Genomic DNA, 21,960 nt, shown 5'->3' with positions numbered 1-21,960 from the left:
TGAATCGGGTCAGGCTTTCGCCTTCACATAGCGGCCCGGTGCGGGCTCGATGGCGGTGTAGGTCTTGCCCCGGCCGTAGGCCTTGGGCGCTGCGATCTGCTTGCCGGCCAGCGGCTTGAGCCAGGCGGCCCAGTCGGTCCACCAGCTTCCGGGGTGTTCGGTGGCGCCGGCGATCCAGTCTTCGGCCTTCTCGGGGAAGCGGTTGGCCGGGCCGGTCCAGTGGCTGCGCTTGCCCTTGCTGGCCGGGTTGATCACGCCGGCAATGTGGCCCGAGGCGCCCATGACGAACCGCTTCTTGCCCGGGAACAGCTGGGTGCTGGCATAGGCGCCGCCGATGGGGACGATGTGGTCTTCGCGCGAGCCGTAGATGTAGACCGGCAGCTTGACCTGGCGGAAGTCGATGGCCTGCCCGCACACGGTGGTGCTGCCCGGGCGGGTGTAGCGGTTTTCCAGGTACAGGTTGCGCAGGTACCAGGCGTAGTACGGGCCGGGCAGGTTGGTGCTGTCGGAGTTCCAGTACAGCAGGTCGAAGGGCGGCGGGGTCTCGCCCTTGAGGTAGTTGCCCACCACGTAGTTCCAGACCAGGTCGTTGGGCCGCAGGAAGCTGAAGGTGGTGGCCAGGTCGCGCCCGGGCATCAGGCCGCCCTCGGCGAACTGCATCTCGCGGAACTTGACGAAGTTCTCGTCGATGAAGACATCGAGGATGCCGGTGTCGCGGAAGTCCAGCAGCGTGGTGAGGAAGGTGGCGCTGTGCACCGGCTCCTCGCCGCGGCCGGCCAGCACCGCCAGCGCGGTGCCCAGCATGGTGCCGCCCACGCAGAAGCCCAGGGCGTTGATCTGCTCGGCACCGGTGATGTCCTGCGTCACGCCGATGGCGCGGATGACCGCGTCTTCGATGTAGTGGTCCCAGGTCTTGTTTGCCAGCGATTCATCCGGGTTGCGCCAGCTCACCACGAAGGTGCGGTGGCCCTGCTCCACGCAGTAGCGGATGAAGGAGTTCTCGGGCTGCAGGTCGAGGATGTAGAACTTGTTGATGCACGGCGGCACCAGCAGGAACGGGCGCTCGTACACCTTGGGCGTCAGCGGCTTGTATTCGATGAGCTGGAACAGCTCGTTCTCGAACACCACGGCGCCTTCGGTGGTGGCCACGTTCCTGCCGACCTCGAACACGCTCTCGTCGGTCATGGAGACGTGGCCCTGCTTCATGTCGTGCAGCAGGTTGGCCACGCCCTTGGCAATGCTCTCGCCCTGGGTCTCGATGGCCTTCTTCTGGGCCTCGGCATTGAAGGCCAGGAAGTTGCTGGGCGCGCTGGCGTCGATCCACTGCTGCACCGCAAAGCGCACCCGGGTGCGGGTCTTGTCGTCGCCCTCCACCGCGTCGGCCATGGCCATGAGGGTGCGGGCATTGAGCAGGTACACGGCGGCGGTGAAGCCGGCCACCGGGTTGCTGGCCCAGGCATCGCCGGCAAAGCGGCGGTCGCCTTGCGGGCGGGCCGTGGCGCCCTGGTTCCACAGGGCCACCGCGTCCTGCAGGTAGCTTTTCTGGATCTCGATGAGCTTGGCCGGATCGATCTTCACCGCCGGGCCGGTGGCCTGGCTGAACAGCTGGTCGATGCCCGGCATGCCGAAGGGCGATGCCGTGAAAGGAGACGGGCCGGACGGCATGGCCTGGGCCATCTGCGTCCACTGCCCCATCAGGTTCTGCTGGAAAGCCTGGATGTGCTGCGTGGCCTGCTGCCACGGGTCGGTCGGCCCGCTGCCGCCCGCCGTCTTGCCCGATGCCATGTTCGTCTCCTCTGGAATTGGCCTGCGCCTATTATGGGAGGCTCTGGGGCAGTTATACCCGGCCCTGCACCAGTATCGGCCGCGTGCCTTCCGCCCGGCTGACGCCATCCCGCTCCCCATGCCGGCCCCTGGAAGCAGCTGTGTACCTGGTCGTGATCGCGTGGATGTATGTGGTGCTGATGATGGCGGTGGCCGAGGCCTCCAACACCACCGGCACGGTGCTCGGGGCCATCATCACCTTCCTGCTGTACGGCGTGCTGCCCATGACCATCGTGGTCTATGTGATGCGCACGCCCGCGCGGCGCAAGGAACGCAAGGCACGGGAAGCCGCCGAGGTGGCTGCTGCGCAGGCTTCAGCCGAACCAGATGCAGGCGGCCATGCGACCGGTGCTGCCGAGGCGGGCAGCGTCGCGCCGGTGCGAGAAAAAGACTGAGTCCTGCGTGACGGTGCACCAGCCCGGTGTGCCGTCGTTGCCGTGCAGGTCGGTCACGCCGGCCTGCACCAGCCTCAAGCGGGCCAGGGCCGGCAGGTCGGCCAGCCATTTGCCGGGGCCGTGCGCCACAAAACAGGCGCGGGCATCGGCGGTGGCGCCGAACGCCTCCCGCACCTCGTCCCCCACTTCAAAGGCCGACGGGCCGATGCAGGGACCCAGCCAGGCGCTGATGGCGCCCTGCCCGGCCGCGTCGGCCAGCGCCTGCACTGTGGCCTCCAGCACCCCGCCGGCCAGCCCGCGCCAGCCGGCATGGGCCGCCGCCACCGCACGGCCCGACGCGTGAGCGAACAGCACCGGCAGGCAGTCGGCCACCATGATGGTGCAGGCCACGCCGGGCTCGGTGGCAAGGCAGGCGTCGGCCTGCGCACCCTGGCTGGCCGCCATGTGCAGGGGATCGGCCTGCAACCGCAGCACACGGGTGCCGTGCACCTGCTGCAGGAACACCGGTGTGGCCGGGGCGGTCAGGCCCGCCAGCCGCGCACGGTTGGCCGCCACATGGACCGGGTCGTCCCGCACATGGTCGCCCAGGTTGAAGCTGTCGAACGGCGGAGCCGACACGCCACCGGCACGGGTGGTGCACAGGGCGCGCACGCCCGCCGGCAGGGGCCAGTCGGGCGTCAGCAGGCCCGGCATCGGCAGCCCGGCCATCAGGCCTCGAAGTCGGGGCAGGCCTTGGGTTCGGCGGCCTGGAAGGCCGGGTGCGCCATGCAGGCGTCGAACACCCGCATGGTGTGGGTCAGGCCATCGAAGCTGACGTTGAAACGCTGGCCGTTGAAGATCTGCGGCACCAGCACGCAGTCGGCCAGGGTGGGGGTGTCGCCATGGCAGAAACGGCCGGTGGGGCCGGCGGCCAGCTGCTTCTCGAAGGCTTCCAGACCGGTGCGCACCCAGTGGCGGTACCAGGTGTTCTTGGGCTCTTCCTCCACCTTGAGTTCACGCACCAGGTACTTGAGCACGCGCAGGTTGTTGATGGGGTGGATCTCGCAGGCCACGATCTGCGACAGCGCCCGCACCCGGGCACGGCCCAGCGCGTCGGCCGGCAGCAGGGCCGGCTCGGGATGGGTCTCGTCCAGGTACTCGATGATGGCCATCGACTGGGTCAGGCGGGTACCGTCGTCCAGCTCCAGCAGTGGCACCAGGCCCTCGGCGGCGATGTCGGCAAAGGTCGGCAGCTTGTGGTCGCCGCGCGCCAGGTGCACCGGCACGTACTCGTACGGGAGGCCCTTGAGGGCCATGGCAATGCGCACCCGGAACGAGGCGGAAGAGCGGAAGTAGTTGTAGAGCTTCATGCGGGCAAGCATAACTTCTGACCGGCCGCCACTCACTTACGATGCAGGCTCCGACAACGACATGAGGAGGAGCGATGATACGCATGAGATGGGTCGTCCCGGCCCTTGCGGCCGGCCTGCTGGCCGGTTGTGGCACCTTTCCGGTACCTGGCTACAGCCCGGACTATCCCAGCCTGGATCGGCTCAAGACTCAGTCTCTGTCGCCGGTCGATGTGACGGCATTCGAACCCCGCGATGCCAGCGCGCCAGTGAACCAGCTCACCCTGCGGGGAGCGCCATTTGCCCCAGCCGGCGGAAGCTTCGCGAGCTACATAGAGGCCGCTCTGCGCAGCGACCTGACCGAGTTGCGAAGGCTCGATCCACGCTCGGACACACGCATTGCCGGTGAGCTGCTGCTCAATCGCTTCGACATATCAGGCTTCTCCACCGGTGAGGGCGAGTTGAGGCTGCGCCTGCGCGTGACGAGGGCCGGACAGTTGACCCTGGACAAGACCTACCAGGCCAACACCACCTTCCCGATCCACCTGGCTGCCAACGTGGCGGTCCCCCGTGCCCAGGCCGAATACCCACGCCTGGTGCAACGGCTGCTGCAGAACATCTACACCGATCCGGCCTTCCAGGCCGCACTCAAACCCTGACGAAAAGGATGCTCCCCATGTTCATGTTCAAACGCGCTGCCACATGGCTGGCTGCTGCCATGGTGGCCGTCCTGGCCGGTTGTGCCCACCCCATCGGCATAGGCCCCATCGATACACCGGTACGCGATGAGGCCCGACTGAGCCCCAAGAAGGCGGCTTACGTGATGAGCGACGCGGAACGGTCACGCGAAGTGATCACGCCCGGCGGCGGCGGGGACAAGGTGAGCTACTTCCCCTACCGCGATCTCGAGAAGGCGTTGCGGGATGCGCTGCGTGCGGTGTACAGCGATGTGTTTGTCGTACCGTCGAGCGCCGACACCGCCATGTTGCAGTCCCTGGGCGCCACGGTGGTGTACAGACCGGTCATCACCACGCAATCGTCGTCGCCGTCCCTGTTCACCTGGCCACCGACCGAGTTCACCATCGACCTGCGCTGCGAGGTGACCGACATCGAAGGACGACCACTGGATCAGCTGACCATCCAGTCGCGCGGAACCGCCGAGTTTGCGGAGTTCAAGAGCGACTTCGGCCTGGCCGGGCGGCGGGCAGCCACCCGCCTTTCAGAAGAGCTGAAACAGTCCATCCTGACCCGGCCTGGCCTGCGTTGACGGCAGCGCGGTTTCAGCCCAGCACGGGATAGTCGGTGTAGCCCTTGGCGCCGCCGCCGTAGAAGGTGTTGCGGTCCGGCTCGTTGAACGGGCCGCCCACCCGCAGGCGCTGCACCAGGTCGGGGTTGCTGATGAAGGGGCGGCCGAAGGCCACCACGTCGGCGCCATCGGCCACGGCCTGGTGGGCCAGCGCCAGGTCGTAGCCGTTGTTCACCATCCAGGCCGCTTTGCCGCCGGCGGCGCGGTAGGCGGCCTTGAGGGCGGCGTAGTCGAAGGGGCGGTCGGCCAGCTCGCGCGGGCCGCCGGTGGCGCCTTCGATCAGGTGCACATAGGCCAGGCCATGAGGCGCGAGCTGCTGCACCACATGGGTGAACAGCGGCTGCGGGTCGGCGTCGATGATGTCGTTGGCCGGCGTCACCGGCGAGAGGCGGATGCCGGTGCGGCCGCCGCCGATGGCGCCCACCACCGCAGCCACCACTTCCATCAGCAGGCGGGCGCGGTTGTCGATGCTGCCGCCGTAGGCGTCGGTGCGCTGGTTGCTGCCGGTCTTGAGGAACTGGTCGAGCAGGTAGCCGTTGGCGGCGTGGATCTCCACGCCGTCAAAGCCGGCCTCGATGGCGGCCAGGGCGGCGCGGCGGTAGTCCTCCACGATGCCGGGCAGCTCGGTGATGTCGAGCGCGCGCGGCTCGGAGGTGTCCACGAACACCGGGGCACCGTCTTTCAGCAGCACGGTCTTGGTGTGGGCACGGATGGCCGAGGGCGCCACCGGGGCACCGTTGCCCGGCTGCAGCTCGGTGTGCGAGACGCGGCCCACGTGCCACAGCTGGGTGACGATGCGGCCACCGGCCTGGTGCACGGCGGCGGTCACGCCCTTCCAGCCGGCGATCTGCTCGGGCGCATACAGGCCGGGCACGTCGGCGTAGCCCTGGCCCTGGTGGCTGATGGCGGTGGCCTCGGTGATCAGCAGACCGGCGGTGGCGCGCTGGGCGTAGTAGGTGGCCATGAGCGGGGTGGGCACGGCGTTCGGGGCGCGGTTGCGGGTGAGCGGCGCCATTGCGATGCGGTTGGACAGGGGGATGTCGCCGACGGTGATCGGGTCGAACAGGGTGGTCATGGTGTTTCCTTCCAGTGGGTCCAAAAAGCAAAAGCGACCCGGAGGTCGCCAGCACCGCGCCATTGTGGGCAGCCGCTGCGGGCCTCGCCGGTGCATCGGTGAAAGCCCTGCTTCGCCCAAGGACGAAAACTGCGGCGGTTGACGCCACAATCCGCAGGCTCTCCACCGAACCGCCGCACCCCGCCCATGATCCGACTCCTGCTGCACAGCTTTGACGGCACCCCCCACCCGCTGCAGGGCCTGGAGGGCCAGAGCGTGCTGGACGTGGCGGTGCAGGCCGGCGTGGCCGGCATCGACGGCGACTGCGGCGGCCAGCTCACCTGCGCCACCTGCCACGTGATCGTCGACCCCGAATGGCGCGACCGCCTGCCGCCCCCGGTGCCCGACGAGACCGACATGCTGGACTTTGCCGCCAGCCCGGCCGGCCCGGGCAGCCGGCTGGCCTGCCAGCTGCGCCTGAGCACCCTGCTCGACGGCCTGTCGCTGCGGCTTCCACGTAGCCAGTATTGAGTCCGCCGCATGGCACACTGACCCGGCTCCTTCTTCATCCACAGCAACCCACCCATGAGCGAGACAAACACTTCCCCCGCTTTCACCTTCACCCCGCCCGCCACCGTCAGCGTTCCCGTGGTCGGCACCAGCGCCCGCTTCCCGGTCCACCGCGTCTATTGCGTGGGCCGCAACTACGAGGACCATGCCAAGGAGATGGGCCACAGCGGTCGCGAGCCGCCGTTCTTCTTCCTCAAGCCGGCCGACACGGTGGTGGTGGCCGAGGCCGGCCAGACCGCCACCATCCCCTACCCCGACCTGACCAGCAACTTCCACCACGAGATCGAGCTGGTGGTGGCCATCGGCAAAGGCGGGCGCAACATCGCCGCGGCCGATGCCTTCGACCACATCTTCGGCTACGCCACCGGCCTGGACATGACACGGCGCGACCTGCAGTCCGACATGAAGAAGACCGGCAAGCCCTGGTGCATCGGCAAGGCCTTCGACCATGCCTCGCCCATCGGCCCCATCACCCCGGCAGCGCAGGCCGGCGACATCACGAAGGCCGCCATCTGGCTGCAGGTCAACGGCGCTGACCGCCAGCGCAGCAACGTGGCCAAGCTGATCTGGAACATTGCCGAGACCATCGAGCAGCTCAGCAAGGGCTGGGAGCTGCAGCCCGGCGACCTGATCTACACCGGCACGCCCGAAGGCGTGAACGCGGTGGTGCGCGGCGACGTGCTGCACGGCCATGTGGACGGCCTGACCGACATCCGCTTCCAGGTGGTCTGAGCCACCCTGCCCGAGTCCTTCACCCCCACGGAGACCCCACCATGATCCAGCGCCGTACCCTGTTGCAATCGACCGCCGCCGTGGCCCTGGGCGCGCCCGCGCTCGGCGCGCTGGCCCAGTCCAGCGTGACGCTGAAGTTCCACACCTTCATGGCACCGCAGTCCAACGTCTGGCTCAACATGCACAAGGCCTGGATGGACAAGGTGGAGAAGGAATCGGGCGGGCGCATCCGCTTCGAGGGCTACCCGGCCATGCAGCTGGGTGGCTCGCCGGCGCAGCTGTTCGACCAGGCCCGCGACGGCGTGGTCGACATCGTCTGGACGTTGCCGGGCAACACGCCGGGCCGCTTCCCGCGCACCGAGGTGTTCGAGCTGCCGTTCATGATGAACAACGCCGAAGCCACCTCCAGGGCATTCTGGGAATACATCACCACCATGGCGCCCGACGAGTACAAGGACGTGCACCCGCTGGCCCTGCAGGTGCACGGCCCGGGCATGTTCCACATGCGCAGCAAGCAGATCTTCCGGGTGGACGATCTGCGTGGCTCCAAGGTGCGCGGCCCGACCCGCCAGATCACCAAGATGCTGGGCTACCTGGGCGCCACGCCGGTGGGCATGCCGCTGCCGCAGATTCCGGACGCGCTGTCCAAGGGCGTGATCGACGGCTGCGCCATTCCCTGGGAGGTGGTGCCTGCCGTCAAGGTGCACGAGCTGGCCAAGTTCCACAGCGAGTTCGAACCCGCCGGTGGCGCGCTCTACACCACCACCTTCGTGATGGCCATGAACAAGGCGAAATACGCCAGCCTGCCGCCCGACCTCAAGGCCGTGATCGACCGCAACACCGGCATGGAAACCTCGGCCTGGCTGGGCAAGGCGCAGCAGGCCGGTGACGTGCCAGGCCGCGAGGCCGCCGTGCGCCAGGGCAACAGCATCCACACCATTCCGGCGGCCGAGGCGCAGGAGTTCAAGCGCAAGGCCCGGCTGGTGGAGGTGGAGTGGGTGCAGGACATGGACAAGCGTGGCTACAACGGCCGCCAGCTGCTGGACACCGCCCGCGCGCTGATCGCCAAGCACGGCCGCAAGGCCTGACCCCACGGGGCCGGCGCGTCACCGGCCACCGCTACACTGATCCGATGCTGCGAACCCCTGCCCGTTTCTGCCGCGACTGCGGCACCGCCGTCCAGCTGCGCTTGCCCGATGACGGCGACACCCGCCAGCGCGCGGTGTGCCCGGCCTGCGGCCTGGTGCATTACGACAACCCGCTCAATGTGGTGGGCACGGTGCCGGTGTGGGGCGACAGCGGGCAGTTCGTGCTGCTGTGCAAGCGCAACATCGAACCCCGGCGCGGCAAATGGACGCTGCCGGCCGGCTTCATGGAGCTGGGCGAGACCACGGCCGAAGGCGCCGCCCGCGAGACCGACGAGGAAGCCGGCGCCCAGATCGAGATGGGTGACCTGTTCACCCTCATGAACGTGCCACGCGTGGGCCAGGTGCACCTGTACTACCGCGCCCGGCTGCTGAGCGACCGCTTCAACCCCGGCCACGAAACGCAGGAAGCGCGCCTGTTCACCGAGGCCGAGATCCCGTGGGACGAGATCGCCTTCCGCACCGTCAAGGAAACGCTGGAGCACTACTTTGCCGACCGCAAGGCCGGCCGCTTCGGCATCCACACGCTCGACATCACCTGAGCCCGTGATCGCCCGGCCCGCCCGCTCCACCGGACTGGTCGTGCGCCTGGGCACCGCCCAGATGCTGGGCTGGGGCTCGACCTACTACCTGCCTGCCCTGCTGGCCCAGCCCATGGCACGCGAACTCGGCCTGCCCGTGACGCAGGCCTGGGCCGCGTTCAGCGCCGCGCTGCTGCTCTCGGCCCTGCTGGGGCCGGCAGCGGGTCGGGCCATCGACCGGCACGGTGGTCGGGGCGTGCTGGCCCTCACCAGCCTGGTATTTGCCGCCGGGCTGGCGGCGCTGTCGCAGGCGCAGGGGCTGGTGTCGATGGTGCTGGCCTGGCTGCTGATCGGCATGGCCATGGGCAGCGGCCTGTACGAAGCGGCTTTTTCCACCCTGGTGCGGCTGCAGGGCCAGGGGGCGCGCAACGCCATCACCGGCATCACGCTGCTGGGCGGCCTGGCCAGCACCGTGGGCTGGCCGCTGACCGGCTGGATGGAGGCCGAATGGGGCTGGCGCGGCGCCTGTCTGGGCTGGGCCGGCCTGCACCTGCTGCTGGGCCTGCCGCTGAACCTGTCGGTGCCGCGCGCCGGGCCGGTGGCGGTGAGCTGGAGCGAACCGCCGGCCCAACCGCAGGCCGATACACCGGCCGCCGCAGCGACCCCGAGCGCATCCCCCGCCCCGCCCCGCCACGTGGCCTGGGCGCTGGCCTATGTGTTTGCCGCCACCTGGTTCATCAGCACCGCCATGGCAGCCCACCTGCCGCAGCTGCTGGTGGCCAGCGGCATGACGCTGGCCGGTGCGGTGGCCGTGGGGGCGCTGGTGGGGCCGGCGCAGGTGGCCGGGCGGCTGCTGGAATTCGGCTGGCTGCGCCGGCTGCATCCGTTGCTGTCGGCGCGCTGCGCGGCTGCCGCCCACCCGCTGGGCGCGCTGGCCTGGATGCTGGCCGGGCCGGTGGCCGCGCCGGCCTTTGCGGTGCTGCACGGCGCGGGCAACGGCATCCTGACGATTGCCAAGGGCACGCTGCCGCTGGTGTTCTTCGGGCCGCAGGGCTATGGCCTGCGGCAGGGCTGGATCATGGCGCCGTCGCGCGTGGCGCAGGCTTTTGCGCCGCTGGCCTTCGGCGCGCTGATCGAGGGCTTCGGCGCGGGGGCGCTGGTGTTTTCGGCGCTGCTGTCGGCCACGGCACTGGCCACGCTGCTGTGGCTCAGGAGCCCAGCAGCTCGGCCAGGCGGGTGACCACCCAGCCGGCCTCGGCCTCGGTCACCACCGCGTCCTCGCCCTGCAGGCCCTGGGCCACGCGCTGCAGCACGTCGGCCTGGGTGATGCCCAGGCTGAATTCCAGGGTGCGGGCGGTGTCCACCAGCATCTGCGCCATGTCCTCGCACAGCTCGTAGCGCTGGGCGAGCTCGCTGCGCGGCAGGGTGGGCTTGATGCGCCCCGGCGGCACGTACAGGGCCACGAAAGACGGGGGGATCTCGATCTGGGATTCGTCAGACATCGTCCGACTGTATTGCAGGCCCATGCCGGCTGCGGCAGCATGGGCCATTCCTGAAGGAGCGGTGCACATGGCGATCTGGTTCGAGCTGGGCATTTTTGTGGTGGTGCTGGTCTTCGGCCTGTGGCAGATCAACGATGTGAAGAAGGCCCGCCAGGCCACGCAGAGCCGGCGCGAGGCCGAGGCCCGGCTGGCGGCGCAGCGCGAAGCCGCTGCATCGAGCGACACGCCGCCGCTTCCGCCGGCCTGAAGCCTGCACCGCTCCGCCACGCCCTCACCGGAAATCCCGGCTGCCCACGGCCAGCGACCCCAGCAGCGGCGTGAGGTCTTCCAGGTGGCCGGCGATCAGGCTGCAGACCTCGCCTTCGCGCTGCCACACCCCGTACACCGCCAGCAGGCGCGACTGCATGAGCGCGCGCCGGTAACGCTCCCGCAGGCGGCGCCAGACGATGGCCTGCACCACGCCGGTCTCGTCTTCCAGGGTCACGAACATCACGCCGCCGGCGGTCTCGGGCTGCTGGCGCAGTGTGACCAGGCCGGCGTGGCGCACCAGACGGCGGTCCGGCGCCTGGGCCAGTTCGGCGGCGGTCGACAGGCGCCGGCCCTGCAGCTGCGGGCGCAACAGTGCCAGCGGATGGCGCCGCAGGCTCAGGCCGGTGGCGCGGTGATCCCAGACGATGGCCTCGCCCTCGGGCGCGGGCGGCAGCTCCACCACCGGCTCGGCAATCGGCGCGCCCTGCAGCAGGGCCGGCGGCGTGTGGCGGGCCACGGCGTCCCACATCTGCTGGCGGCGGTGGCCGCTCAGGCTGGACAGGGCGTCGGCGGCGGCCAGCAGGCTGAGTTCGTGCGAGCCCAGGCCGGCGCGCTGGCCCAGGTCGGCCACATCGCGCCAGGGCGCGCGGGCGCGGGCCTGCAGCAGCCGCTGCGCCGCCACCGGCCCCAGGCCGTTGACCAGCCGCAGCCCCAGGCGCACGGCCGGCGGTGCACCCGGCGGTGAGTCAGGCCGATCGTGCAGGGAGCAGTCCCAGTCGCTGTGGCTCACGTCCACCGGCAGCACCACCACGCCATGGCGCTGGGCATCGGCCACCAGCTGGCGCGGGGTGTAGAAGCCCAGCGGCTGGCTGTTGATCATGGCGGCCAGGAACTCGGCCGGGTGGTGGCACTTGATCCAGCAGCTGGCGTACACCAGCAGGGCAAAGCTGGCGGCATGGCTTTCCGGGAAGCCGTAGCTGGAGAAGCCCTTCACCTGCTCGACCACCGCGTCGGCAAAGGCCGGGGTGTAGCCGTTGGCCAGCAGGCCGTCCACCAGCCGCTGGCCGTAGTGCCCCAGGCCGCCGCGCCGCTTCCAGGCGCCCATGGCGCGGCGCAGGCCGTCGGCCTCGCCGGGGGTGAAGCCGGCGGCCAGGATGGCGATCTGCATGCACTGTTCCTGGAACACCGGTACACCCAGGGTGCGGCCCAGCGCCTGTTCGAGCGCCGGGCTGGGGTAGCTCACCAGGGCCTTGCCCTGGCGCCGGTCCAGGTACGGGTGCACCGCGCCGCCCTGGATGGGGCCGGGGCGCACCAGGGCGATCTCGATCACCAGGTCGTAGAAGGTGCGCGGCCGCAGGCGCGGCAGCATGGCCATCTGGGCGCGGCTCTCGATCTGGAACACGCCCACGGTGTCGGCGGCGCACACCATGTCGTAGGTGGGTTCGTCACCGTCCGGGATGTCCTGCAGCGCCATGGGCCGGCCACGCCGCTGGCCGATGAGTTCGAGCGACTTGCGCAGCGCGGTCAGCATGCCCAGGGCCAGCACATCGACCTTGAGCAGGCCCATGGTGTCCAGGTCGTCCTTGTCCCATTCGATGACGGTGCGCCCGGCCATGCGGGCGTTCTGCACCGGCACCAGGTCGGTCAGCGGCCCGCGCGTGAGCACGAAGCCCCCGGTGTGCTGGGACAGGTGCCGCGGCATGCCCACCAGCTGGCCGGCCAGTTCCAGCAGCAGGGTGACCTGCCGGTCGCCGGGGTCGAGCCCGGCTTCCTGCAGACGCTCGGGCGGCACCTGGGTGCCGTCCCACCAGCCCAGGCTGCGGGTCAGCCGCGCCAGCGCATCGGCCTCGATGCCCAGGGCCTGCCCCACGTCGCGCAGGGCGCTGCGCGGCCGGTAGCAGATGACCGCCGCCGTGAGCGCGGCCCGCTCGCGGCCGTAGCGGCGGTAGAGGTACTGGATGACCTCTTCGCGGCGCTCGTGCTCGAAGTCCACGTCGATGTCGGGCGGCTCGTTGCGCTCTTTCGAGATGAAGCGCTCGAACAGCACCGAGAGCCGCGCCGGGTCGACCTCGGTGATGCCCAGGCAGAAGCAGACCACGCTGTTGGCCGCCGAACCGCGCCCCTGGCACAGGATGCCCTGGCTGCGCGCGAAGGCCACGATGTCGTGCACGGTCAGAAAGTAGTGCTCGTAGCGCAGTTCGCCGATCAGGCCCAGCTCGTGCTCGATCTGCCGCTGCACCGCCGCCGGCGTGCCCTGCGGCCAGCGCCAGCGCGCGCCACGGTCCACCAGCTGCCGCAGCCAGCTGGCCGGGGTGTGGCCGGCGGGCACCACCTCGTCGGGGTACTGGTAACGCAGCTCGTCCAGCGAAAAGTGGCAGCGCGCCGCCACATCGAGCGTGGCGGCCAGCAGATCGGGCGGGAAACAGCGGCCCAGCACCAGGCGCGAACGCAGGTGGCGCTCGGCATTGGGCTGCAGCGCCAGGCCGCACTCGGACAGCGGCCGACCCAGGCGGGTGGCGGTCATCACGTCGTGCAGCGGCTTGCGTGAACGCACATGCATCTGCACATCGCCCACCGCCACCAGCGGCACCGCCGTGAGCGCGCTGCTCTGGCGCAGACGGTGCAGCCAGAGCTCGTCGTCCAGCGCCCGCTGCTGCTCCACCCCCAGCCAGCAACGGCCCACAAAGCGCTGCAGCAGCCAGCCGGCCAGGGCATCGAGCTGGTCCTGCGAACTCTCGCGGGCGGGCACGGCGATCAGCACGCAGTCATCGAGCTCGCCCTGCCGGGCCAGAGCATCGAGCCGGGCGGCATCGAGCCGGTAGCGGCCCTTGGGAGCGCTGCGCCGCAGACCGGTGATGCAGCGGCACAGGCGGCTGTAGCCGGCGGCGTTCACCGCCAGCACCAGCAGGGTGAAGCCGGGGCCGCCGTCGTCCACCCGGAACTGGCTGCCCACCAGCAGCGTCAGGCCGCACTCGCGCGCCGCCCCATGGGCCCGCACGATGCCGGCCAGCGTGCACTCGTCGGTCAGGGCCAGGGCGCTGTAGCCCAGGGCATGGGCGCGGCGCACCAGCTCGTCGGGCTGGCTGGCGCCGCGCAGGAAGCTGAAGGCACTCAGACACATGAGCTCGGCATACGCCGGCAACGCGGTTCCCATGCACAGGCCTCAGGCGAAGTGGCCGTGCAGGTACCAGGCCGGTTCCTGCTGCTGCGCCACCGGACGGGTGCAGAACACCCACAGCAGCCCGGCACGCGGCGAATGGGCGACCCAGTAATCGCGCGCGGCGGGGATCGGGTTGGCGCCGGGTTGGGCCGCTGCACCGTCCCACCAGCCGCCTTCGATGCGCTGCGGCCCGGCCAGCAGCTGCAGCTCGCCGTGGTAGTGCGGCCGGTGCCGGCGCACCACCAGCCGCAAGGGCGGCGAGCGCAGGAAGCCCGGCTGCGGCCCCACGGCGGGCAGGGGCCGGCGCGGGTGGCCGGCGGATGGCGCAACGGCCGCCTCGGTGGCGGGACACCAGCGCACCATGACCTCGGGCCGGTGGTCTTCGCAGGGCACCGGGCGCAGCACGCGCTGCGGCCCCAGCCGGGCCGAGAGGCGCTCCAGCACCGGCATCAGGCCCTCGGCCTGGGTGGTGGCGGCATCGGCCCACCAGTCGGTGGCCTGTGGCTGCAATGGCTGCACCTCCAGGGCATCCAGCACCAGCTCGCCCACCGGGGCCTGCAGGGTCACGTGGGCCAGGTGCTCGGCCAGCAGGCGCTGCAGGTGGTCGATGTCGCGCGTGGGCGTGGCGGTGCGCCACACCAGCTCGCCACCGGGACCGGCATCGCGCGGGCGCAGGCCGTCGTGCAGCCAGCGCAGGCGGCAGGCCCGCACGCCGGCCTGCCGGGCCGTGAGCCAACCCTGCAGCGGCAGCAGCAGGCGGCGGGCGCCCTCGCCCAGCGCCTCGGCCTGCTCCACCCGCCAGGGCAGTTCCAGCCGGGCCTCGAAGCGCTCGGGCACCGTCACCCAGGCATGCACCGACGGGCGCAGGCCATAGGCCTGATCCAGCCCTTCCAGCAGGGCGGCCCCGAAGCGGCGGGCCACGGCGCCGCGCGGGCGCCGGCGCAGGTCGCCCAGGGTGTGGCAGCCGGTCTGGGCCAGCAGCGCGGCATGCGGCACGGCGGCGTCCAGCACGGTCAGGGGCAGCGGGTCCAGCACATCGGGGGGCAGATCCGGCGCCCCGGGCAGGCCGGCGCGGGCCAGGGCCAGCGCCGCCAGTGCCTGGGGTGCCCAGGCCGGCGGGGCCAGACCCAGCTCGCGGCCCTGCACCTCCACCCGCGCCCGCAGGGCCGGCCAGCCGCCGAACAGGCGCAGGCTGCTGTGCACCTCCATGAGCACGGCGTCGCCCTGGCAGGTCACCCGGGGCGTGAAGCCCAATGCCCAGTGGGTGATGGCCTGCGGCCAGGGCCGGGGCCGCGCATCAGGCGGCGGGAGCCAGGCGGCCCAGAGCATGGTTCACCTCGTTGGCGGCGGCCTGTTCCGGCAACGCCATCGGCAAGGGCATGGCCTCCACAGGGTGCAGCAGCCCATCCGGCAGGGCCTGGCCCAGCCGCTGCTGGCGCGGCGACAGCACGGCCGACAAGCCGCCCGGCACCGACGGCAGCACCAGCGGCTGCAACAACGGCGGCCCCCGCCGCTTGAGCAGCTCCACCTGCAGGCTCCAGCCGCTGACCGAGGCCAGCCGCAGGCGCAGCGGCGCCGGCGACGACACCGCCGCGGCCGACCACGGCCGGCACACGAACACCGGCCGGCCCGCACCGGCGGCCAGCACCTGCAGGCGGCGCAAGGCGCCCGGCGGCACCCGGTCCAGCCAGAGCAGCACGGCCGCGGCCTGGCCCCGCACCAGCTGCTCGGCCGCCCACAGGCGCTCGCGCAGGGCATCGGCCTGCACCCAGACCAGCCGTGAGGGCAGCAGCCCAGCACGCCACCAGCCGGGCGGGTGTGGCGGCTCGGGCGCACCCACCAGTACCACCGGCGTGTCGGCGCCGGCCAGGGCCGGCATCAGCAGCCGCGCTTCCAGTGCACCGGGGCATTCGCACAGCAGCTCGGTCAGGCCTTCGGCCGGCCAGCCACCCCCGGGCAGTTCGGCATCCAGCGCCGGCCAGCCGGTGGGCCAGACGGGAACGGCGGGGCGCTCCAGGCGGTCGGCCCGCCAGACCGTTGCACCGCCCTCCGATACCCAGGAATCCATGATCAGCTCATCACTCAATACTGTTTTTATATACAGTACACAAACGTGATTGACCTGTCCAGCGACGATTTCATACCCCCCGGACTACGATGGGACATGACCCGCCCGCTCCCCACCGACCGCATCACACCGGCCGAACTGCCCGGCCGCATCTGGCAGGAACTGCAACGCGCCACCGTCGACCGGCACCACGAATGGCGGACCCCGGTGCTGGCCAGCGTGGATGCCGACGGCCTGCCCCAGGCCCGCACCGTGGTGCTGCGCCGCGCCGATGCCGAAGCCCGCACCCTCACCTGCTTCACCGATGCCCGCAGCCCCAAGTGCGCCGACCTGCAGGCCCGGCCCCGGGCCGCGCTGGTGTTCTGGAGTCAGCGCCTGGGCTGGCAGCTGCGCATCACGGCAGACGCCCGCGTGGCCACCGACGGCCCGGCCGTGCAGGCCGCCTGGGAACGGGTGCGGCCATCCGCTGCCGCCACCGACTACCTGATGCCCCGGGCGCCGGGGGCGCCGCTGGACACCACCACCACAGGCCCGGCCGGCGAACGGCACCACCTGGCCATCGTGCAGCTGGAGGTGCGCGCCATCGACTGGCTGGAACTGCACCGCGACGGGCATCGGCGCGGACGCTGGGATGGCGGACCGGCGCAGGGCGGCGAGCCGGCCGGCTGGGTCTGGCTGACGCCCTGAGGGCCTGACGCTGCACGCCGCCCGGAAATGAAAAAACCCGCTGCTCTTTCGAACAGCGGGTTTCCCGTGTGATGGTCGGCGTGGCGGGATTCGAACTCGCGACCCCTTGCACCCCATGCAAGTGCGCTACCAGGCTGCGCTACACGCCGACAAGCCTCGCATTATAGCCGGCGAAAAGGCCCCTCTCAGGGGGTGATGCGAAGAAGTTCGCGGATTTCCAGCAGCTCGCGGCGCACATCGGTCCACACCCCGGTCGGGGCGCTCACCACCGGAGCGGTGACGACCTCGTCATCGAGCTCGTCGTCGTGGATGACGCTGTCGAGTTCGACCACATCGATGACCTCGTCATCACCCTGGCGGCGGTGTTCGCGCTCGGCCTGGGCGATTTCCTGCAGCTTGTTGCGCGCACCGCTGATGGTGAAGCCTTGGTCGTACAGCAGCTCGCGGATGCGCCGGATCATCAGCACCTCGTGGTGCTGGTAGTAGCGGCGGTTGCCCCGCCGCTTCATGGGACGCAGCTGGGTGAACTCCTGCTCCCAGTACCGCAGCACGTGAGGCTTGACGCCGCACAGCTCCCCGACCTCACCGATGGTGAAGTAGCGCTTGGCCGGGATGGGAGGGAGCGTTTTTTCCATTGAAAATCAAGGCGGTACGGACCGAACCTTGAAATTTACTCTAACACGCTGGCAGTGCCTACCGGCGTGTGGATCTGTGGGGGAAACATGACGAAAAAGCCCGGCACCGCCCGGGTGCCGGCCGCCCGACGGTCACCGATCAGGTACCGACGGCAGCCGCCTGCACCTGCTCCTTGAGCTTGGGGCTGGCGTGGAAGGTGACCACGCGGCGGGCTTCGATGGCCACCGGCTCGCCGGTGCGCGGGTTGCGTCCGGGGCGCGGGGCCTTGGTGCGGATCTGGAAATTGCCGAAGCCGGAGATCTTGACGTCGGTGCCGTCGACCAGGCTGTCGGTGATGAGGTCGAAGAAGGCGTCGATCATGTCCTTCGACTCCCGCTTGTTCAGACCGATCTGGTCGAACAGCAGTTCGGCCAGCTGCGCCTTGGTCAGTGCCGGGGTCTCCAGGCTTTCCACTGCGAGTTCCATGCGGTGTTCCCTTGCGTGTTCAGGCGCGCAGGCGGGCGCCGACCCGCTGCTGCAGTGATTCGAGCGAGGCCTTGACGATGGCCTCGATGTCGTCTTCGGTCAGTGTAGCGTCGTCGCGGTTGAGCACCAGACGAACGGCAAGACTGCGCTCGTCCGGGGCGAGACCGCCGCCGCTGGTGCCGGCTTTCGGGCGGTAGACGTCGAACAGGCGGGCCTCGCGCAGCCAGGGGTTGCCCGGCGCGTGGATGGCGGCCATGACCGCATCGTGCGTGACCGCCTCGCCCACCACGATGGCCAGATCGCGCTCCACCGGCTGGTGGCGGCTGACCGGCTGGTAGGCCGGCACCGGGCGCTGCAGCACGGCGTCCAGATCGAGCTCGAACAGGACGGGTGCGGCGCTCAGCTCGTAGCCCTGGCGCCAGCGCGGGTGCAGTTCACCCACGTGACCGATGCAGCGCTCGCCCAGCCACACGCTGGCGCAGCGGCCCGGGTGCAGCGCCGGGTGTTCGGCAGCGCGGAAGACCGGCTTGTACGGCGCCAGCAGCGCCTCGACATCGGCCTTCACGTCGAAGAAATCCACCGCGCGCGGAGCCTGGCCCCATTGCAGCGGGGCCACCGGGCCGAAGGCCAGGCCGGCCACCCGGCGCGGCTGATCGAAGCCGGCCACGGTGGTGTCGGAATCGGCCACCGAGGCGTCCTTGCGGAACACGCGGCCCAGCTCGAACAGCCGCACCCGGTCGGCGCGTCGGTCCAGGTTGAACTTGAGCACCTGCAGCAGGCTGCCCAGCAGCGACGAGCGCATCACGCTCATCTGGCTGGCAATGGGGTTGAGCAGGCGGATCGGGTCGGTGTTGCCGGCCAGTTCACGCTCCCAGCGCTCTTCCACAAAGCTGAAGTTGATGGTTTCCTGGTAGCCCAGGCCGGCCAGCTGGCGGCGCACCGCAAAGCTGCCGCGCTGCGCCTCGGGCCGGATCTTGGCCGTGATGGGCGCCAGCGGCGGGGTCTGGGGCAGCCGGTCGAAGCCGATGATGCGCACCACCTCCTCGATCAGGTCTTCCTCGATCTGCAGGTCGAAGCGCCACGACGGCGGCACCACGGTCACCGTGCCCTCGCCTTCGCTCACGTCCAGGCCGAGGCGGCGCAGCGCACCGGCGCACTGGGCCTGGCTCAGCGGCATGCCGACCACGCGGTTGGCGCGGGCCACGCGCAGCGTCACCGGTCGGGATTCGGGCAGCTTGACCACCTGGTCGTCGATCGGGCCGGCCTGGCCGCCGCAGATCTCCAGCACCAGCTGGGTGATGCGCTCGATGTGCTGCACCGTGGTGGCCGGGTCCACACCGCGCTCGAAGCGGTGGCCGGCATCGGTGCTGAAGTTGTAGCGGCGCGAACGCCCGGCCACGGCCTTGGGCCACCAGAAGGCGGCCTCTATGTAGATGTTCTGCGTGTCGTCCGACACCGCCGTGGCATCGCCACCCATGATGCCGGCGAGCGACTCCACCGCCTGGTCGTCGGCGATCACACCGACCTCGGCATCGACCGTGATGGTGTTGCCATTGAGCAGCTTGAGCTGTTCGCCGGCGCGACCCCAGCGCACCTGCAGGCCGCCGTGGATCTTGTCGAGGTCGAAGATGTGCGAGGGGCGACCCAGCTCGAACATCACGTAGTTGGAGATGTCCACCAGCACCGACACGCTGCGCTGGCCGCACCGGGCCAGCCGCTCGACCATCCAGGCCGGCGTGGCCACACGGGTGTTCACGCCGCGCACGATGCGGCCGCTGAAACGGCCACACAGGTCGGGCGCCTGCACCTGCACCGGCAGGCGGTCCTGCAGGGTCACCGGCGCGGCGGGGAATTCGGGCTGCACCAGCGGAGCACCGGTCAGGGCCGACACCTCGCGGGCGATGCCCTGGATGCTCAGGCAGTGCGCCAGGTTGGGCGTGAGCTTGAGCGTGAACAGCATGTCGTCCAGGCCCAGCTGCTCGCGGATGTCGCGGCCCACCGGGGCATCGGCCGGCAGCTCCAGCAGGCCACCGTGGTCTTCCGACAGCTTGAGTTCGCGGGCCGAGCACAGCATGCCCTGGCTCTCCACACCACGCAGCTTGCCCAGCTTGATGGCGAACGGCTTGCCGTCCTCGCCCGGGGGCAGCTCGGCGCCCACCAGGGCGCACGGCACCTTGATGCCGGCGCGCGCATTGGGCGCACCGCACACGATGTTGAGCAGGCTGCCCTGCCCCACGTCCACCTGGCACACGCGCAGGCGATCGGCGTTGGGGTGCTGGACCGCCTCCTTGATTTCGCCCACCACCACGCGGGTGAAGGGCGGCGCCACCGGTTGCAGCTCTTCGACTTCCAGACCGGCCATGGTCAGGGTGTCGGCCAGCTGCTGGCTGGTCAGGTCGGGGTTGCAGAAGGCGCGAAGCCAGGATTCGGGGAATTGCATGGGTTCAGCTCAACAAGACTTCAACGGAACTGCGAGAGGAAGCGGATGTCGCCGTCGAAGAACAGGCGCAGGTCGTTGACGCCGTAACGCAGCATGGTCAGGCGGTCCGGTCCCATGCCGAAGGCAAAGCCGATGTATTTCTCGGGGTCCAGCCCCATGTTGCGCACCACGTTCGGGTGCACCTGGCCGGAGCCGGCCACCTCCAGCCAGCGGCCGGCCAGCGGGCCGCTCTGGAACTGGATGTCGATCTCGGCGCTGGGCTCGGTGAAGGGGAAGAAGCTGGGGCGGAAACGCAGCACCAGATCGTCGCTCTCGAAGAAGGTGCGGCAGAAATCGGTGAAGACGAACTTCAGGTCCTTGAAGCTCACGTTCTCGCCGATCCACAGGCCTTCGCACTGGTGGAACATGGGCGAGTGGGTGGCGTCGCTGTCCACCCGGTAGGTGCGGCCCGGGGCGATCACGCGGATCTCGGGCATGGGCTGGCCGGCATCCAGCGCAGCACGGTGGCGCTTGACGTGCTGCACCGCATGGCGGATCTGCATCGGGCTGGTGTGGGTGCGCAGCAGGTTGGGCGCCTTGGCCGAGCCGCCTTCCACATAGAAGGTGTCGTGCATGGAACGCGCCGGGTGGTCCTCGGGCGTGTTCAGCGCGGTGAAGTTGAACCAGTCGGATTCGATCTCGGGGCCGTCGGCCACCTCGAAACCCATGGAGCCGAAGATGGCCTCGATGCGCTCCAGCGTCAGGCTCACCGGGTGCAGACCGCCTGCGCTCTGGCCACGGCCGGGCAGCGTGACGTCCAGCGCCTCGGCCTTGAGCTGGGCCTGCAGTTCGGCATCGGCCAGGGCCTGGCGGCGTTCGGTGAGCGCGGCCTCGATGGCCTGCTTGGCCAGGTTGATGGCGGCACCGCGGGTCTTCTTCTCGTCGACCGACAGGGCGGCCATGCCCTTCATCAGTTCGGTGATGCGGCCGGACTTGCCCAGGTACTGCGCCTTGGCGTTTTCCAGATCGGCCGGGGCGGTGGCCTGCGCAAACGCGGCGCGGGCGCTGTCGACCAGTGCGTCCAACTCGTTCATGTGTGGGGCTGTGTGCGATACCAAAGAAAAAAGGGATTGAAGCCGCGAGGTGTTCCCTCAAGCCCCAACCCCTTTGAGCGGCGGGCGGCCGGGCCGCCCGTCCGTGAATCAAGCGGCCAGCTTGGCTTTGACTTGCTCCACGATGCTGCCGAAAGCCGCCGGATCGTTGACGGCCAGATCGGCCAGGACCTTGCGGTCAATCTCGATCTGGGCCTTCTTCAGGCCGTTGGCGAACTGGCTGTACGTCAGGCCGCAAGCACGGGCACCGGCGTTGATACGCGCGATCCAGAGCTGGCGGAACACGCGCTTCTTGGTGCGGCGGTCACGGTAGGCGTATTGCCCGGCCTTCATCACCGCCTGCTTGGCGATGCGGAAGACATTGCCGCGGCGGCCGCGGAAACCTTTGGCCAGAGCCAGGACTTTCTTGTGTCGGGCGCGAGCCGTGACACCACGTTTGACGCGAGGCATGTGTGTTCTCCTGTTCGTCGTTGATCAAATGCCCATGCCGGGCAGCATCTGTGCCATGTGACCCATGTTGGTCTCATGCACGGTGACTGCTCCACGCAGGTGGCGCTTGTTCTTGGTGGTCTTCTTGGTCAGGATGTGACGCTTGAAGGCTTGACCGCGCTTGACGGTGCCACCGGGACGAACGCGAAAACGCTTCTTCGCGCTGCTCTTGGTCTTCATTTTGGGCATCTTCATGCTCCTTCTTGATTTGTGCTCGTGAGGCGCCGCGAACCTTCCGCGGACTTGCTGGCCCCGAGCCACTTTTGTTCGGCCACCTTGCGGTGGCCGTTCGGGTCAG

24 protein-coding genes and 1 tRNA gene are annotated in these 21,960 nt (G+C 69.9%); 10 read left to right on the top strand and 15 right to left on the bottom strand.

Features of this window, described 5'->3' with window-relative positions; genetic code table 11:
- Positions 1-9 precede the first annotated feature (9 nt).
- Positions 10-1,785 (bottom strand): class I poly(R)-hydroxyalkanoic acid synthase, encoded by a 1,776-nt coding sequence (gene phaC, locus WD026_RS02810; protein ID WP_425722134.1) that lies wholly within the window; start codon positions 1,783-1,785, stop codon positions 10-12.
- Between the two features lie 140 nt (positions 1,786-1,925).
- Between phaC and WD026_RS02805 the strand changes: the two genes are divergently transcribed.
- On the top strand, positions 1,926-2,219 hold the full coding sequence (locus tag WD026_RS02805; RefSeq protein ID WP_425722133.1) for a hypothetical protein: 294 nt from the start codon (positions 1,926-1,928) through the stop codon (positions 2,217-2,219).
- Here WD026_RS02805 and pgeF read toward each other — a convergent pair.
- Entirely contained in the window at positions 2,139-2,927 is a 789-nt protein-coding gene (gene pgeF, locus WD026_RS02800) for a peptidoglycan editing factor PgeF (RefSeq protein WP_425722132.1), read from the bottom strand. The two genes, WD026_RS02805 and pgeF, sit on opposite strands and share 81 nt — an antisense overlap.
- Positions 2,927-3,568: a maleylacetoacetate isomerase gene (gene maiA, locus WD026_RS02795; protein WP_425722131.1), complete on the bottom strand. Its 642-nt coding sequence runs from the start codon at positions 3,566-3,568 to the stop codon at positions 2,927-2,929. The genes pgeF and maiA overlap by 1 nt, the downstream gene beginning before the upstream one ends.
- 83 nt (positions 3,569-3,651) lie before the next feature.
- Between maiA and WD026_RS02790 the strand changes: the two genes are divergently transcribed.
- Together WD026_RS02790 and WD026_RS02785 are read left to right on the top strand one after the other, a co-directional pair.
- Positions 3,652-4,206, top strand: a complete 555-nt coding sequence (locus tag WD026_RS02790) for a hypothetical protein (RefSeq protein ID WP_425722130.1) — start codon at positions 3,652-3,654, stop codon at positions 4,204-4,206.
- 17 nt (positions 4,207-4,223) lie between these two features.
- Positions 4,224-4,814 (top strand): hypothetical protein, encoded by a 591-nt coding sequence (locus WD026_RS02785; protein ID WP_425722129.1) that lies wholly within the window; start codon positions 4,224-4,226, stop codon positions 4,812-4,814.
- 13 nt (positions 4,815-4,827) lie between these two features.
- On the opposite strand, the gene WD026_RS02780 is transcribed toward WD026_RS02785, so the two are convergent.
- The gene (locus tag WD026_RS02780; RefSeq protein WP_425722128.1) at positions 4,828-5,928 is read right to left on the bottom strand and encodes an alkene reductase; all 1,101 of its coding nucleotides are present in this window, start codon (positions 5,926-5,928) and stop codon (positions 4,828-4,830) included.
- 186 nt (positions 5,929-6,114) lie between these two features.
- Here WD026_RS02780 and WD026_RS02775 point away from each other — a divergent pair, with 186 nt between their 5' ends.
- The 5 genes from WD026_RS02775 to WD026_RS02755 all read left to right on the top strand — a co-directional run bounded on the left by WD026_RS02775 (position 6,115) and on the right by WD026_RS02755 (position 10,115).
- On the top strand, positions 6,115-6,438 hold the full coding sequence (locus WD026_RS02775) for a 2Fe-2S iron-sulfur cluster-binding protein (protein ID WP_425722127.1): 324 nt from the start codon (positions 6,115-6,117) through the stop codon (positions 6,436-6,438).
- A 54-nt stretch (positions 6,439-6,492) separates the two neighbouring features.
- Positions 6,493-7,209: a fumarylacetoacetate hydrolase family protein gene (locus tag WD026_RS02770; protein ID WP_425722126.1), complete on the top strand. Its 717-nt coding sequence runs from the start codon at positions 6,493-6,495 to the stop codon at positions 7,207-7,209.
- A gap of 41 nt (positions 7,210-7,250) precedes the next feature.
- Positions 7,251-8,297: a TRAP transporter substrate-binding protein gene (locus tag WD026_RS02765; RefSeq protein WP_425722125.1), complete on the top strand. Its 1,047-nt coding sequence runs from the start codon at positions 7,251-7,253 to the stop codon at positions 8,295-8,297.
- 44 nt (positions 8,298-8,341) lie between these two features.
- A complete protein-coding gene (locus tag WD026_RS02760; RefSeq protein WP_425722124.1) occupies positions 8,342-8,896 on the top strand; it encodes an NUDIX hydrolase in 555 nt (184 codons plus the stop codon).
- A 61-nt stretch (positions 8,897-8,957) separates the two neighbouring features.
- The gene (locus WD026_RS02755) at positions 8,958-10,115 is read left to right on the top strand and encodes an MFS transporter (RefSeq protein ID WP_425723188.1); all 1,158 of its coding nucleotides are present in this window, start codon (positions 8,958-8,960) and stop codon (positions 10,113-10,115) included.
- Here the strand turns inward: WD026_RS02755 and WD026_RS02750 are convergent.
- Positions 10,084-10,377, bottom strand: coding sequence for an ATPase with chaperone activity (locus WD026_RS02750; RefSeq protein WP_425722123.1), 294 nt, complete (start codon positions 10,375-10,377; stop codon positions 10,084-10,086). The genes WD026_RS02755 and WD026_RS02750 overlap by 32 nt on opposite strands.
- A 67-nt stretch (positions 10,378-10,444) precedes the next feature.
- Between WD026_RS02750 and WD026_RS02745 the strand changes: the two genes are divergently transcribed.
- The gene (locus WD026_RS02745) at positions 10,445-10,624 is read left to right on the top strand and encodes a hypothetical protein (RefSeq protein WP_425722122.1); all 180 of its coding nucleotides are present in this window, start codon (positions 10,445-10,447) and stop codon (positions 10,622-10,624) included.
- Between the two features lie 24 nt (positions 10,625-10,648).
- Here the strand turns inward: WD026_RS02745 and WD026_RS02740 are convergent, their stop codons facing one another.
- Genes WD026_RS02740 through imuA form a run of 3 tightly spaced genes read right to left on the bottom strand, consistent with a single transcriptional unit; the run spans position 10,649 to position 15,854 of the window.
- The gene (locus WD026_RS02740) at positions 10,649-13,780 is read right to left on the bottom strand and encodes an error-prone DNA polymerase (protein WP_425722121.1); all 3,132 of its coding nucleotides are present in this window, start codon (positions 13,778-13,780) and stop codon (positions 10,649-10,651) included.
- Positions 13,781-13,789: 9 nt separating this feature from the next.
- Positions 13,790-15,115 (bottom strand): DNA polymerase Y family protein, encoded by a 1,326-nt coding sequence (locus WD026_RS02735; protein ID WP_425722120.1) that lies wholly within the window; start codon positions 15,113-15,115, stop codon positions 13,790-13,792.
- On the bottom strand, positions 15,084-15,854 hold the full coding sequence (gene imuA, locus WD026_RS02730) for a translesion DNA synthesis-associated protein ImuA (protein ID WP_425722119.1): 771 nt from the start codon (positions 15,852-15,854) through the stop codon (positions 15,084-15,086). Before imuA ends, WD026_RS02735 begins: the two co-directional genes overlap by 32 nt.
- A 96-nt stretch (positions 15,855-15,950) precedes the next feature.
- Here imuA and WD026_RS02725 point away from each other — a divergent pair, with 96 nt between their 5' ends.
- Positions 15,951-16,541, top strand: a complete 591-nt coding sequence (locus tag WD026_RS02725; protein ID WP_425722118.1) for a pyridoxamine 5'-phosphate oxidase family protein — start codon at positions 15,951-15,953, stop codon at positions 16,539-16,541.
- 72 nt (positions 16,542-16,613) lie between these two features.
- On the opposite strand, the gene WD026_RS02720 is transcribed toward WD026_RS02725, so the two are convergent.
- The 7 genes from WD026_RS02720 to rpmI form a co-directional block, all read right to left on the bottom strand.
- A tRNA-Pro gene (locus WD026_RS02720) sits at positions 16,614-16,690 on the bottom strand.
- 36 nt (positions 16,691-16,726) lie between these two features.
- On the bottom strand, positions 16,727-17,176 hold the full coding sequence (locus tag WD026_RS02715) for a MerR family transcriptional regulator (RefSeq protein ID WP_425722117.1): 450 nt from the start codon (positions 17,174-17,176) through the stop codon (positions 16,727-16,729).
- A 139-nt stretch (positions 17,177-17,315) separates the two neighbouring features.
- Complete coding sequence (locus tag WD026_RS02710) at positions 17,316-17,642, bottom strand: integration host factor subunit alpha (protein WP_425722116.1); 327 nt, start codon at positions 17,640-17,642, stop codon at positions 17,316-17,318.
- 19 nt (positions 17,643-17,661) lie between these two features.
- Complete coding sequence (gene pheT, locus WD026_RS02705) at positions 17,662-20,082, bottom strand: phenylalanine--tRNA ligase subunit beta (protein ID WP_425722115.1); 2,421 nt, start codon at positions 20,080-20,082, stop codon at positions 17,662-17,664.
- A 20-nt stretch (positions 20,083-20,102) separates the two neighbouring features.
- A complete protein-coding gene (gene pheS, locus WD026_RS02700) occupies positions 20,103-21,155 on the bottom strand; it encodes a phenylalanine--tRNA ligase subunit alpha (protein WP_425722114.1) in 1,053 nt (350 codons plus the stop codon).
- Positions 21,156-21,263: 108 nt separating this feature from the next.
- Positions 21,264-21,623, bottom strand: a complete 360-nt coding sequence (gene rplT / locus WD026_RS02695) for a 50S ribosomal protein L20 (RefSeq protein WP_086120609.1) — start codon at positions 21,621-21,623, stop codon at positions 21,264-21,266.
- A gap of 24 nt (positions 21,624-21,647) precedes the next feature.
- Entirely contained in the window at positions 21,648-21,851 is a 204-nt protein-coding gene (gene rpmI, locus WD026_RS02690; RefSeq protein WP_066151481.1) for a 50S ribosomal protein L35, read from the bottom strand.
- Positions 21,852-21,960: the final 109 nt, after the last annotated feature.

Origin of the sequence: Hydrogenophaga sp. R2 (genome assembly GCF_049843595.1) — a bacterium.
Lineage (GTDB): Bacteria > Pseudomonadota > Gammaproteobacteria > Burkholderiales > Burkholderiaceae_C > Hydrogenophaga.
The sequence above is the reverse complement of the archived record's forward strand: the minus strand, read 5'-3'. Positions and strand labels throughout refer to the sequence as shown.

Bases quoted from the DNA above. Each gene is read 5' to 3' on its own strand.
- phaC (WP_425722134.1), bottom strand. From the start codon at position 1,785: ATGGCATCGGGCAAGACGGCGGGCGGCAGCGGGCCGACCGACCCGTGG.
- pgeF (WP_425722132.1), bottom strand. From the start codon at position 2,927: ATGGCCGGGCTGCCGATGCCGGGCCTGCTGACGCCCGACTGGCCCCTG.
- maiA (WP_425722131.1), bottom strand. From the start codon at position 3,568: ATGAAGCTCTACAACTACTTCCGCTCTTCCGCCTCGTTCCGGGTGCGC.
- WD026_RS02790 (WP_425722130.1), top strand. From the start codon at position 3,652: ATGAGATGGGTCGTCCCGGCCCTTGCGGCCGGCCTGCTGGCCGGTTGT.
- WD026_RS02785 (WP_425722129.1), top strand. From the start codon at position 4,224: ATGTTCATGTTCAAACGCGCTGCCACATGGCTGGCTGCTGCCATGGTG.
- WD026_RS02780 (WP_425722128.1), bottom strand. From the start codon at position 5,928: ATGACCACCCTGTTCGACCCGATCACCGTCGGCGACATCCCCCTGTCC.
- WD026_RS02775 (WP_425722127.1), top strand. From the start codon at position 6,115: ATGATCCGACTCCTGCTGCACAGCTTTGACGGCACCCCCCACCCGCTG.
- WD026_RS02770 (WP_425722126.1), top strand. From the start codon at position 6,493: ATGAGCGAGACAAACACTTCCCCCGCTTTCACCTTCACCCCGCCCGCC.
- WD026_RS02765 (WP_425722125.1), top strand. From the start codon at position 7,251: ATGATCCAGCGCCGTACCCTGTTGCAATCGACCGCCGCCGTGGCCCTG.
- WD026_RS02760 (WP_425722124.1), top strand. From the start codon at position 8,342: ATGCTGCGAACCCCTGCCCGTTTCTGCCGCGACTGCGGCACCGCCGTC.
- WD026_RS02755 (WP_425723188.1), top strand. From the start codon at position 8,958: ATGCTGGGCTGGGGCTCGACCTACTACCTGCCTGCCCTGCTGGCCCAG.
- WD026_RS02750 (WP_425722123.1), bottom strand. From the start codon at position 10,377: ATGTCTGACGAATCCCAGATCGAGATCCCCCCGTCTTTCGTGGCCCTG.
- WD026_RS02745 (WP_425722122.1), top strand. From the start codon at position 10,445: ATGGCGATCTGGTTCGAGCTGGGCATTTTTGTGGTGGTGCTGGTCTTC.
- WD026_RS02740 (WP_425722121.1), bottom strand. From the start codon at position 13,780: ATGGGAACCGCGTTGCCGGCGTATGCCGAGCTCATGTGTCTGAGTGCC.
- WD026_RS02735 (WP_425722120.1), bottom strand. From the start codon at position 15,115: ATGCTCTGGGCCGCCTGGCTCCCGCCGCCTGATGCGCGGCCCCGGCCC.
- imuA (WP_425722119.1), bottom strand. From the start codon at position 15,854: ATGGATTCCTGGGTATCGGAGGGCGGTGCAACGGTCTGGCGGGCCGAC.
- WD026_RS02725 (WP_425722118.1), top strand. From the start codon at position 15,951: ATGACCCGCCCGCTCCCCACCGACCGCATCACACCGGCCGAACTGCCC.
- WD026_RS02715 (WP_425722117.1), bottom strand. From the start codon at position 17,176: ATGGAAAAAACGCTCCCTCCCATCCCGGCCAAGCGCTACTTCACCATC.
- WD026_RS02710 (WP_425722116.1), bottom strand. From the start codon at position 17,642: ATGGAACTCGCAGTGGAAAGCCTGGAGACCCCGGCACTGACCAAGGCG.
- pheT (WP_425722115.1), bottom strand. From the start codon at position 20,082: ATGCAATTCCCCGAATCCTGGCTTCGCGCCTTCTGCAACCCCGACCTG.
- pheS (WP_425722114.1), bottom strand. From the start codon at position 21,155: ATGAACGAGTTGGACGCACTGGTCGACAGCGCCCGCGCCGCGTTTGCG.
- rplT (WP_086120609.1), bottom strand. From the start codon at position 21,623: ATGCCTCGCGTCAAACGTGGTGTCACGGCTCGCGCCCGACACAAGAAA.
- rpmI (WP_066151481.1), bottom strand. From the start codon at position 21,851: ATGCCCAAAATGAAGACCAAGAGCAGCGCGAAGAAGCGTTTTCGCGTT.